Below are 10813 nucleotides of genomic sequence, written 5' to 3' on the forward strand. Positions count from 1 at the left end.
AGTGTGAAGGACGTCCTCATGCTCGTCTGCGACGGGCTGAAGGGGCTTCCTGACGCGGTCGAGACCGTCTGGCCCCGCACCGTCGTGCAGACCTGTGTGGTCCATCTGCTGCGCAACTCCTTCCGCTATGCCGCCCGCCAGGACTGGGACAAGATCGCCAAGGTCCTCAAGCCCGTCTACTCCGCGGCAACCGAGGACGCGGCCCTCGATCGGTTCGCGGAGTTCGCCGACGCGTGTGGGGCAAGAAGTATCCAGCGATCGTGCGACTCTGGGAGAACGCCTGGGAAGAGTTCACCCCGTTCCTCCGCTTCGACACTGAGATCCGCCGCATCGTCTGCACCACGAACGCGATCGAATCCGTCAACGCCAGGATCCGCCGGGCGGTCAAGGCCCGCGGCCACTTCCCGAACGAGCAGGCTGCCTTGAAGTGCGTCTACATGGCGATCATGTCCCTGGACCCCACCGGCAAGGGCCAGGCCCGCTGGACCATGCGCTGGAAGACCGCCCTGAACGCCTTCGATATCACCTTCGACGGCCGGCTCTCCGCAGCACGTCAGTAGCCCTCAACAACCCGAGTTACACCGCTCGTTTGACAGACCCGTTATCGTGGGCGGCAACGGGGTGGGTAGCACCCAGATTCCTGACCGTATCCAAGATCGCCGACAGCATCAGTACCTCGCGGCTCCGGGGCCTGGCCGCGGCCGGAGAGAAGATCTCCGGACCCGCCGCCAGCCGGGCTCCGGCTGCAGCTCAGACACCCCGCTTCGAGGGCTTCGAGGGCCGATCCGTCACCAGAAGCTTCGCACGTAAGGCCACCGGCTTCCTGGCCCGTGACGGAGTCGTGCTCCATGACCGCCCCGACGCGTTCCCGCAACGTCGTTCAGTTCCGTCCGCCCACGGCACCGCCATGACCCTGGTGGTCGGTGCGGTGTTGCTGCCGGTACCGGCCGGCGGAAATTCCGTACTCGCGTTTGAAGGCGTTGGCGAACGCGTACGCGGAGCCGTAGCCGCTGCGCTGCGCGACGGCGGACAGCGGGATGTCGGTCGCCTGGAGCAGGCGTGCCGCCGTGGTGAGCCGCCACCACGTCAGATAGGTGAGCGGTGGCTGCCCCACCATGGCGGTGAACCTGCGGGCGAAGGCGGCACGGGACAGGCCCGCGTGCGCGCCCAGTGACTCCACGGTCCATGGATCGGCGGGGCGTTCGTGTACGGCGCGTAGCGATCGTGCGATCACCTCGTCGTGGAGGGCAACGCACCAGCCGGTGGCCTGCAGTCCCGCGCTCTCGATGAGGCAGGCGCGGATCAGGTGCACGAGGAGCACGTCGAGCAGGGCCGGCAGCACCAAGTCCCTGCCGTACATCTCTTCGCCGAGCTCGCCGCGCAACAAGTCGATCGATGCCTGCAGACTTGGATAGCGGCCCTCTCGCGCGGGAAGACTCACCAGATCGGGGAGGTTCTGGAACAGCGGGTGAGGTCGGGCCTGGTCGAGCCGGTAATCACCGGACAGGAACTGGGCCGAGTCATCGGTGGCGTTCGCGAGCGTGTGCGCAGCCCCGTGCGGGAACAGCACGGCGTCGCCCGGCTCCAGGGGGATGGCCTGTTCGTCCGGTCCTGTCACCCGGACGCCTCCCGTGGTGACCACGTAGAACCGGGCACCCTCGAAGGGCTGGACCTTCATGTCCCACGACGGGTCCGCCGCCGTCAGCGACATGGAGGGGCGACCCACCCGCATAGCGCTGATCGCGTCGCTGAGCACATCCATGGGAGAATCTTCCCCTACTGGATCAGACGTCCGAGAGCGACGCCCATCTCCTGATCGAGAAAGTCCCGTTCGACCGCACGACTTCGGCGGCGCCCGATCCGCCCAGGTGCGCCGGCACCATCAGGCTGTTCGTCGCGGCTGCCTGCTCCAGGACACGACGCCGGGACCGGGCGGCCTCGGCCTGGTCCTCGCTCAGGCAGATGTCGTGATCGGGCTCGATCATCTGAAGCGGGGTGTGGATGACGTCGCCGACGAACAGCGCCCGATCCGTGCCGGACTCGAGCCGCAGCACAGCCGAGCCGGGCGTGTGACCGGGTGCCGATTCCAGCACCAGGTCCTCGTCGATGCGGTGACTGTCGCCCTCCCACAGCACCGCCTGACCGGCCCGGTGGACGGGCAGGACGCTGTCGTTGAACCTGGCCGCCGTGTCGGCGAACCTCGGGGAGTGACCGCCTGCGGGGTTCCAGAAGTCGAAGTCGGCACGGCTGATCAGATACTGCGCGTTGTGGAACGTCGGAACCCACTCGCCGTCGACCAGCCGGGTGTTCCACCCCACGTGGTCGTCGTGCAGGTGGGTGTTGACGACGAGGTCCACGTCCTCCGGCCGCACCCCCACCGCCGCCAGCTGATCGAGGAAATAGCCGTCGCGCTTGTCGGACACATTGCCTTCCGATCCCGATGACTTGTCATTGCCCAGACCGGTATCGACCAGAACGGTGCGGCCCGCGCTACGCAGCACCCAGGTCTGAACGCTTGCCTGCCACTCACCCGTCTTGGCGTTCAGGAAGTCGGGCGCCAGCCAGGATTCGTGCCGACGCCACAGCTCGCTCGGCACGGACGGGAACAGGACGTCGGTGGTGCCGAAAGCACCGTGGTACTCGACCACCCGCGAGACCTCGACATTACCGAGAATCATTTTCTTCACCCCTTCACCGTAGGCAGAGGTGGCGAGACGCGAAATGCTCCACCGTCTCTCCTGGTTAAGGCAGCGTCTCGCAGCAGTCCCGTACGCCGCCGCCCGTTTCATGAGTGGTCGCAAACGACTGGACGTCTAACCTTGACTCTGTCGGGGATCTTGGTGTGGTCGAGGTCAAGTGCCGAGGGTCCGCCAGGACGTTGGCCGGGGGATCCTGTGCTGATCGAGGTAGTCCTGGAGGGCGGTCGGCCGGCGGGGAGGGGGTGCCTGTTCGGTCGGCGGTAGCCCGCTGAGGCGCTCGATGTTGACGGCGATAGCAGTCAGGACGTGCTGGACGTGGACTCTGTTCTGTCCTCGATAGCGGCAGCGGCGCATGCCGTGGCCGTGGGCGAGCTCGTTGACCGTGCCCTCTACCCCTGAGCGCACCGCGTAGCGGGCCTTCCATTCGGGAGTCTGTTGCTCGGTGCGGAGACGCAGTTGCAGGTCACGGAGTTCTCGTGGAGGGAAGCCCACAGTTCGGGTGCCTTCTGTGGAGCGGGTGCACTGAGTGCGGACTGGGCAGGGCTGGCACTGGCTCCTGGTGAACCTGGCCAGGATCAGCGGGGCCGCGGTAGGCGAAGACGTCGGGTATGGGCCGTGCCAGCCCCGGCTGACCTGGCCTTGGGGGCAGGTCACCTGCTGGCGGTCGAAGTCGATGTGGAAGTTGTCCCGGCCGAAGCCTTCGTTCCTGCGGTGTTGGCGGGTGGGGTTGGCCGGCAGTGGTCCGGTGACGGTGACCTGGTGTTCGCGGGCAGCCTGTTCCAGGTGGGGCAGGGAGGTGTAGCCGCTGTCGACCAGGTGTTCGCCGGGCAACAGTCCGCGGCGGTGCAGGCAGGTATGGATGCCGGGCAGAACCTTGCTGTCGTGGGTGGTGGCCGCGGTGGTGGCCACATCCGTGATCACGTTGGGGCCGTCAGGAGCGCAGGTCTCGGTCAGGTGAGCGGAGAACCCCTTCCAGCTGATGATGTGTCCGTGCCGTGCGTAGCGGGCCGAGGTGTCGTAGGGAGAGACGATCGCCCGGGACGAGGGCGGCAGCCCGGGCCCGTCTTCCTTCTCGGCGGTGCGCCAGCTCAGGCGGCCTTGCGCATCGCGGTGGTAGTTCTGCACCACGATCTGGCGTAGGGCCTGGGCGCGGGGGCCGCAGGTGTGGTCCGCTCCGTGTCGGTAGAGGTGTTCCAGGAGCCGGACTGCATCGTTTCCGGTGGCGAGGATCCGGGTCTTGGGCTTGGTGGGGTTCTTGCCCAGGCGGGCCGGCCGGCCGTAGCGACGTGCCCAGTCCTCATCGACCAACTCGTCCAGCAGGTGCCCGGCGATGCCGGCGACCTCTTCCAGCGCGGTGCGGACGGCCTCAGTGATCAGCTCCAGGCGGGGCAGGTCACGCACCGCGGCCAGGACATGAGTGGAGTCGGTGCGCTGGGTGGTGCGCTCGCGCACCAGGCCGGCCTCCTTGATGCGGGCCAGCGCGAGATCGAGGAGGCGGTCGGCACGATCCCCCTCGGCGAGACGGTCGCGGAAGTCGGCCAGCACGCTGTGGTGGAAGCCGGGATCGTCCAGCTCCATGGCCATCGCGTACTTAAAGTCGATGCAGCACCGGACCGCCTCGGCCGCCTGCCGGTCCGACAGGCCGAGCAGGAACTGCAGCACACAGACGGTGGCCAGCTGGGCGGGCGAGAGCCCCGGACGCCCGTCCCTCGGGTACCAGCCGGCGAAGTCCTCGTCGCACCACAACCCGTCGAGGCGGTCGCGCACCCATATCGCCGTTGTGCCACGCGGATTGCTCGCCCGTGCGATCTGCGCGGTCAGGGGCGGGATTTGCTCACCGGGACGGGGGCGGAGGGACAACGGGCACCTCGACAACTGCATCGGTCAACGGAACTGTCCGAGCATGCCCGTTGATCAAGTTGCCGCACCGCGAAACTCCAAGATTCCCGACAGAGTCAAGGGCTGTGTCTGAACCTCCACTTTGGGTAGCCTTGAGCTCTACGCTGGCGTGGTGTCCGAGGGTGCCGGGCGGGCCGGAGAGCGGAAGTGCAGGGGCTCGGTGGTCGGCTGAGGTCGACAACGCGGCCCGATGCCGTGTTCTGCTCGACGGCGACCTCGCGGCGTTCGAACGCCGATCCACTCCGGCCACCCACTGCTCGCCGCACTCCGGGCACTGAGCCCGGCCGGCCCCGCTGAGTTCGGCCGCCACCCGCCTCCGCAGCCGACGGTCCACCCGCCACTGCCTGGCACGACACTTGACGCTCCCCATAGTGAGTGATTGAATACTCACATGAAGATGGAACGACGTCAGCTGTCCACAGTCGATGAGCGCCGGGAGACGGTGCTGCGCACCGCCATCGGAGCCTTCGCGGCCCGGGGGTATTTCGGCACCACGACCACCGAGGTGGCGAAGGCCGCCGGCATCTCCCAGGCATACGTCTACCGCCTCTTCCCCAATAAGGAAGTCCTGTTCACCGCGGTCGTCGAGCACTGCTTCGTCCGGGTGCGCGCAGCCCTTGAAGCCGGCGCGGCGAACGCCGAGAGCAGCGCCCCCGAAGCCGTGCTCACCTCGATGGGTGACGCCTACGCCCGCCTGATCAGTGACAACGACCTCATGCTGGTCCAGCTGCACGCCCAGGCAGCCGCGGTCTCCGAGCCCGCGGTCAGAGAGGCGGTGCGCTCTGGGTACGCCCGAACCGTCGAATACGTCCGAAGCGCCTCGGGAGGCGGCGAGGAGCAGGTGCAACAGTTCTTCGCCACCGGCATGCTCTGTCACCTGCTGGTCTCCATCGACGCCGAGGCCATTTCCGCACCCTGGACCCGCACCCTGACGGCCGGGATCATGCACTACTGACACCACACACCGGCAGGCGGCCACGCGCCCACGGACCTCAATGGCTCGCCTGCCTCACCGGTCTCCGAAGTGAGTGTTCAACCACTCCTTCGAAATTGCTGAAGACAAGACCCCATCAGACACACCCGGCCCCTCGGGCCGCCTAACAACTTACGGAGAACCCATGAAGAAGCCCACAGGCCGCACCACCGACGAGGTCGACAACCGCTCGACCGTCTCCGGTCGGCCGGGCCGATAGTCACGGAGGTCATGCTCCCCGGCGCAGTGGAGCCCAAAGCCTCACCGCTGCCAACGCCGTGTCACAGCACACAGGAGGTTGTCATTAAGGTTGCAGACACCGCGCTCAATGGCCGTGGCCCCACGGTGCGGGCAGACAAGATCGGTCGGTGGCTGCTCGTCCTTGCGACGCTCTCGACCGTCGGCGCGTTCTTCTACGGCATCGCGCTCATGATGGACGCGCCCGATTCCCGGATTTGGGTGGAGGGCTGGCGCACGTCCGCCTACCTGGTCTTCGCCGGACTATTCGCCATTCTCGCCGCAGCGCCGCGTGCCCACCGAGGGCTGTGGGAGCTGATCATCGGCCAGAAGACCGCGCTCGTTGTCATGGCTGCGGTGGTGGGCGATGTGAATGAGGCGCGCCAGTCCGGTCTGATCGATTTGGGTCTCGTGGTGGTCGTCGCGGCGGCCTACGTGTTGTGCCGTGGCTGGTACGGCTGGCGAACGAGCGCCGCAGAGCCGACCGGCGACCAACCGTCCGCCGGCCCGGCTGCATGATCCGGTCTGCCCAGCCTACGCCTGGCCTTGATCATTCGTGACCGACCGTCAGCTTCGGCTGGCGGCCGTTCTGTGTCCGGGGGCGTTGTCCGGGCATGGCGTGGCGCATGCTTGTCGGGGCGTTCGGTCGGCCAGCTTGCCTGCTTCAAGGCGCCTGCCCTGACGGATCCACGCCCCAAGGCTCCCGGGTGCGCGCCCAACTCAACGCCCAGACGCTTGATCTGTGGCTTCGGCCCGGAGCTGCGCCTTCCGCCGTATCTCGGGGGAACCTCACTCCCTGTTCGACGAGGGAGTGAGCCTGGCCCGCCGGCTATCCGAGCACGACCCGGCAGAGGGAACGCGAACACTGGTCAGGAGCCTGATCGACCGATCGACCCTCCACACCGTCGCCCGCGACTTCAGGCCTGCCCTCGATGACTTCCGTCAAGCCCTGAGCCACCGGGGAGAGGCCAACTAGCGCGAGCCGGCCGTCGTCCGTCCCAGAGCTCGTACCCACGAGCAGTTCCCGTCGGAGTCAGGAAGTTCAGCGGCCCTGGCCCGGTTCGTCACCTCACGATGAGGTTCTCGGGCAGGCCTTCGCAGCTCTGTACGCGATGGTCATAGTCCATTTGGTGCGTCCGGATCTCGCTCGCGTTGTCGACTGTCCAGTCGTACAGGTGGCCGAACGGCTCCCGCAGGGATTCGCCGAGCGGGGTGAGGGAGTACTCGACCCCGACCGGGGAGGTGGGCAGCACGCGGCGCACGACCATCCCGTTTCGCTCCAGGCGGCGCAGGGTCTGGGTCAAGACCCGCTGGGTCACGCCCTCGAGGCGGCGCTTGATCTCGTTGAACCGAGTGGGCTTCTCGAGGACTGCCATCACCATCATCGACCACTTGTCAGCGATCTGGTCGAGGATCGGGCGGCTGGGGCAGTCGGACCGGTAGACGATGTCGGTGCCTGCGTCGGCGGCATCGCCGACGGTTTCAGAAGTGGCCATGTCGGTATCCTTCGCGATCCTTGCGATGCCGAAAGTGCGTTATTGACGTCGGTCGCCCATCGTCGCACCGTAAGTATGCATCAGAAACCTAGATGCATATCAGGTACCGATCGGAGATCTCCATGAAGCACGACGCCTACGCGACCCTACGGGTGAGCCGCGAGGACGGCATCGCCCGCGTCACCCTCGACAACCCACCGGTCAACGTCCTGAACGCCGCCCTGATGGCCGACCTCCGGCACCTGCTGACCGCGCTGAGGGACGACACCTCGGTTCGAGTGATCGTGTTCGACAGCGCTGACCCGGAGTTCTTCATAGCCCATGTCGACATGTCGCTCGTCGACACGCCGGACGCCTTCGACGAGCTCGCCACAGATCTTCCGGACGGCGTCAACGTCTTCCAGGCTCTGGGGGAACTGCTCCGGCACCAGCCCCAGGTGACCATCGTCAAGCTTGCCGGGATGGCGCGCGGCGGAGGGGCGGAGTTCGTCACGGCCGCGGACATGGTGTTCGCGGCGATCGGTCGCGCCGGGCTCGGCCAGATCGAAGCTCTCATGGGCATCGTCCCCGGCGGCGGGGGCACGCAGTACCTCGCCGGCCGGGTCGGCCGCAATCGCGCCCTGGAGGCGGTGCTGGGTGCCGATCTGTACGACGCCGAAACCGCGGAGCGCTACGGCTGGGTGAACCGGGCCGTCCCTGCTGACGAGCTCGACGACGTCGTCGACCGCCTCGCCCGCAACATCGCGGCTTTGCCCGAGGGTGTGATCATGGCGGCCAAGCGCGCCATCATCCCCGACGACCTGGCCGAGGGTCTCCTGCGGGAGCACGACGCCTGGGCGGGCCAGGTCGTTCGCCCCGCGGCCGAGCGTCTGATCCGCGGCGGACTCGCCCGCGGTGCCCAGACCCGCGACGGTGAGCGCGATCTGGAGGGCCTGCTCCGGGGACTGGCCGGATAGGCCCCGTACGGAAGGCCCATCTGCTCACCGGTGTCCGGAGCGTCGGCTGGGAGCGGACGAGGAATCCTGGCCGCGATCGGGGGCGGCGGGATTCGACGACCTATGGAAGCGGCAGCTGAGGCCGCCGCGCGGATGATTCGTTTCGCGGGGCCATGGCCGCCGGCACCCCGGCCGCCGACCCGCGGTCCGGAGTGGGGTTCAGGCCCGAGGCGGGATGGCAGAAGGCCTCAGACTGCGACGGAGAGCAGGTCCACCACGAAGACGAGTGTCGAGCCCGCCGGGATCAATGACGAGGGTGACTGGTTGCCGTAGCCGAGGCGCGGGGGAACGATGATCTCGCGGCGGCCGCCGGCCTTCATCCCTCTGACCCCGCGGTCCCAGCCCTTGATGACCTTGCCACCGCCCACGGCGAACTTGAACGTCCGGCCCCGGTCCCAGGAGGTGTCGAATTCCTTCCCGGACTCGAAGGTGACCCCGACGTAGTGAACCTGGACAACCCGGCCCGGCTTCGCCTCGAGCCCATCCCCGACGACGAGGTCGCGGATGGTCAGCTCGGTGGGGGCGTCACCCTCCGGAAGGTCGATCTCAGGCTTCGTCAGTTCACTCATTGCCGCCTCATTCGCTCGCCGCCGGAAGCCCTCGTACGGACCGGCCAGGCGCATGTCACTCCATGCAGTAGATCATCATGCTGCCGCTGATCTCCTGGAGTGCATCGAGCCCAGCGCGGGTGGTCGGGCCTGCCCGGCGCCAGATTGCCGAGGTTCTCAGTCGATACACGCCGGACCAACGCACACTCCTCTTCGACTACTTCGCCCACGCCACCCCTGCTTTCCGGGCGGCCACCGAAGAGATCAGGGACGCAGAAGCACCCCGCCGTCAGCGCAAGGCAGGCGCGGCGGGCCGCCGCCCGTGAGGGTGGCGGGCCACCGAGTCGGAACCGGCAGGTGTCAGTTGGCCTTGGCGGGTTCCTCGGCTCGTGCGCGGGTGCTGGCGAGGCGGTACGAGTCGAAGCCGGTTCCGAGGATGGCGCCGTTGAAGGTGAGGCGGTCGACGAAGGATGACCGGCCGGCCCTTCCTCGGCCTGGGCGACCCATGCTGCTGCTGGCCCGCCACGTCTCGCACAGGTCCTCATGGGCAGAGGGTGGGAATCCCTTGGAACCGGCGACGGTACAGGGTGCCCCACGTGGTGCCTCAGTCTGGCGGGCACCACGTGGACGGTGCTCGAGTCACCGTCAGCGCGGCTGTCGCGTGCCGGGCGGGAAGCGGCCTGTTGACTCTCACACCGTGTCAGGCGCTCAACTCGGAGACATCATGTTCACCATCGGAGACTTCGCCCGGCACGGCCGCGTGTCTGTCCGCATGCTGCGTCACTACGACGCCACCGGACTGCTACGCCCGGCCCATGTCGACCCCGCCACCGGCTACAGGTACTACTCGGCTGCCCAGCTGGCCCGTCTCAACCGCGTCATCGCGCTGAAAGACCTCGGCCTGACCCTCCAGCAGGTCCAGGAGATCCTGGACGAGAAGGTCACCACCGAAGAACTGCGCGCGATGCTGCGGCTGCGGCGGACCGAGTTGGAGCTGGCGGTGGCTGCCGCGGGGGCACGGCTGGTCCAGGTCGAGGCGAGGCTCCGGTCCATCGAGAGCGAGGGCCACATGCCCACGAACGACGTCGTCATCAAGAGTATCCCCGCAATCCGGGTGGCGGAGCTGACCGCGACCGCCGCGAGCTTTGATCCCGAGGACATCGGCCCGGTCATCGGGCCGCTCTACGACGAGCTGTTCCGGCGCCTGGAAACGGCCGGCGTAACCCCTGCGGGGCCCGGTGTCGCCTATTACGAGGACGCCCCGGAGGGCGGTGGCAAAATCAGCATCCACGCCGCCGTCCACGTCGCGGCCCCGCTCCAGGACGGCACCTTCCGGGTGCTCGACCTGCCGCCCGTCGACCGGGCGGCGTCCATCGTGCACCGCGGCTCGATGGACACCGTGCTGCCCACGGCCCAGACCCTGGCCGTCTGGATCGACGAAAACGGCTACCGGTCAGCCGGATATCCCCGGGAGATCAGCCTTGAATGCCCGGACAACCGCAACGACTGGGTGACCGAACTCCAGGCGCCGGTGATCAAGCCTTGAGACCCGGGGCAATCCTGGCAGGGAGATTTCCCGGTCCGCGCCGGCAGGCATGGTGTCTGGCCGTCCCCGCCGCGATCCGGCACCGTCCAGCGAGCAACACGTTCACCTACCCGTGGAGCGACGAAGGGCGTACGCGCCGCTGAACGCGGGCCCGCACGCGTCGGTGCTCCGCGTTGTCGGATTCCTCGCGCTTGATCATCTTAGAGATGCCGCGGGTAGGGGCGCCGTCTCGAGCGCCGCGATACCGCCGCCCGGACCAGCGGAATCTCTTAGTGATCGAGCGATGATCGGTCGTGGCAACGGACCCGCGAGGGCGGTTTGCCGTCGGGGGGGGTGCCCCTATGGGTTTGGTCAAGGTGGTCGGGACGGTGTCGGGCGTGACTTCGCCTGGCACTCTGGCTGTCATGAGCGATGGAGCGT

At 67.7% G+C, this 10813-nt stretch carries 9 protein-coding genes and 2 pseudogenes; 5 read left to right on the forward strand and 6 right to left on the reverse strand.

Going from position 1 to position 10813, the window contains the following annotated elements:
* A pseudogene (locus ABT001_RS35135) lies at positions 1 to 560 on the forward strand (IS256 family transposase); the annotation flags it as partial.
* A 320-nt stretch (positions 561 to 880) separates the two neighbouring features.
* Here the strand turns inward: ABT001_RS35135 and ABT001_RS35140 are convergent.
* From ABT001_RS35140 to ABT001_RS35150, 3 genes are all read right to left on the reverse strand, one after another.
* Positions 881 to 1762, reverse strand: a complete 882-nt coding sequence (locus ABT001_RS35140) for an AraC family transcriptional regulator (RefSeq protein WP_351285678.1) — start codon at positions 1760 to 1762, stop codon at positions 881 to 883.
* Positions 1763 to 1784: 22 nt separating this feature from the next.
* Positions 1785 to 2678, reverse strand: a complete 894-nt coding sequence (locus tag ABT001_RS35145; RefSeq protein WP_351285689.1) for an MBL fold metallo-hydrolase — start codon at positions 2676 to 2678, stop codon at positions 1785 to 1787.
* A gap of 174 nt (positions 2679 to 2852) precedes the next feature.
* Positions 2853 to 4466: an IS1182 family transposase gene (locus tag ABT001_RS35150; protein WP_351285679.1), complete on the reverse strand. Its 1614-nt coding sequence runs from the start codon at positions 4464 to 4466 to the stop codon at positions 2853 to 2855.
* Between the two features lie 523 nt (positions 4467 to 4989).
* On the opposite strand from ABT001_RS35150, the gene ABT001_RS35155 reads away from it, so the two are divergent.
* Both ABT001_RS35155 and ABT001_RS35160 read left to right on the forward strand, forming a co-directional pair.
* Positions 4990 to 5553 (forward strand): TetR/AcrR family transcriptional regulator, encoded by a 564-nt coding sequence (locus tag ABT001_RS35155; RefSeq protein WP_351285681.1) that lies wholly within the window; start codon positions 4990 to 4992, stop codon positions 5551 to 5553.
* A gap of 249 nt (positions 5554 to 5802) precedes the next feature.
* Positions 5803 to 6327, forward strand: a complete 525-nt coding sequence (locus ABT001_RS35160) for a hypothetical protein (protein WP_351285683.1) — start codon at positions 5803 to 5805, stop codon at positions 6325 to 6327.
* Between the two features lie 545 nt (positions 6328 to 6872).
* On the opposite strand, the gene ABT001_RS35165 is transcribed toward ABT001_RS35160, so the two are convergent.
* Positions 6873 to 7304 (reverse strand): winged helix-turn-helix transcriptional regulator, encoded by a 432-nt coding sequence (locus ABT001_RS35165; RefSeq protein WP_351285684.1) that lies wholly within the window; start codon positions 7302 to 7304, stop codon positions 6873 to 6875.
* 122 nt (positions 7305 to 7426) lie between these two features.
* Here ABT001_RS35165 and ABT001_RS35170 point away from each other — a divergent pair, with 122 nt between their 5' ends.
* Positions 7427 to 8260 (forward strand): enoyl-CoA hydratase/isomerase family protein, encoded by an 834-nt coding sequence (locus ABT001_RS35170; protein WP_351285685.1) that lies wholly within the window; start codon positions 7427 to 7429, stop codon positions 8258 to 8260.
* A gap of 227 nt (positions 8261 to 8487) precedes the next feature.
* On the opposite strand, the gene ABT001_RS35175 is transcribed toward ABT001_RS35170, so the two are convergent.
* Both ABT001_RS35175 and ABT001_RS35180 read right to left on the reverse strand, forming a co-directional pair.
* On the reverse strand, positions 8488 to 8868 hold the full coding sequence (locus ABT001_RS35175) for an FKBP-type peptidyl-prolyl cis-trans isomerase (RefSeq protein WP_351285686.1): 381 nt from the start codon (positions 8866 to 8868) through the stop codon (positions 8488 to 8490).
* Positions 8869 to 9207: 339 nt separating this feature from the next.
* Positions 9208 to 9321 (reverse strand): annotated as a pseudogene (locus ABT001_RS35180) (IS21-like element helper ATPase IstB); the annotation flags it as partial.
* Positions 9322 to 9571: 250 nt separating this feature from the next.
* Here ABT001_RS35180 and ABT001_RS35185 point away from each other — a divergent pair.
* The gene (locus tag ABT001_RS35185) at positions 9572 to 10393 is read left to right on the forward strand and encodes a MerR family transcriptional regulator (RefSeq protein WP_351285687.1); all 822 of its coding nucleotides are present in this window, start codon (positions 9572 to 9574) and stop codon (positions 10391 to 10393) included.
* Positions 10394 to 10813 lie beyond the last annotated feature (420 nt).

The sequence above is a fragment of the Streptomyces sp. NPDC002793 genome (assembly GCF_040295485.1).
Classification (GTDB): domain Bacteria; phylum Actinomycetota; class Actinomycetes; order Streptomycetales; family Streptomycetaceae; genus Streptomyces.

Bases quoted from the DNA above. Each gene is read 5' to 3' on its own strand.
- ABT001_RS35160 (WP_351285683.1), top strand. From the start codon at position 5,803: ATGCTCCCCGGCGCAGTGGAGCCCAAAGCCTCACCGCTGCCAACGCCG.
- ABT001_RS35145 (WP_351285689.1), bottom strand. From the start codon at position 2,678: ATGATTCTCGGTAATGTCGAGGTCTCGCGGGTGGTCGAGTACCACGGT.
- ABT001_RS35165 (WP_351285684.1), bottom strand. From the start codon at position 7,304: ATGGCCACTTCTGAAACCGTCGGCGATGCCGCCGACGCAGGCACCGAC.
- ABT001_RS35175 (WP_351285686.1), bottom strand. From the start codon at position 8,868: ATGAGTGAACTGACGAAGCCTGAGATCGACCTTCCGGAGGGTGACGCC.
- ABT001_RS35185 (WP_351285687.1), top strand. From the start codon at position 9,572: ATGTTCACCATCGGAGACTTCGCCCGGCACGGCCGCGTGTCTGTCCGC.
- ABT001_RS35155 (WP_351285681.1), top strand. From the start codon at position 4,990: ATGAAGATGGAACGACGTCAGCTGTCCACAGTCGATGAGCGCCGGGAG.
- ABT001_RS35170 (WP_351285685.1), top strand. From the start codon at position 7,427: ATGAAGCACGACGCCTACGCGACCCTACGGGTGAGCCGCGAGGACGGC.
- ABT001_RS35140 (WP_351285678.1), bottom strand. From the start codon at position 1,762: ATGGATGTGCTCAGCGACGCGATCAGCGCTATGCGGGTGGGTCGCCCC.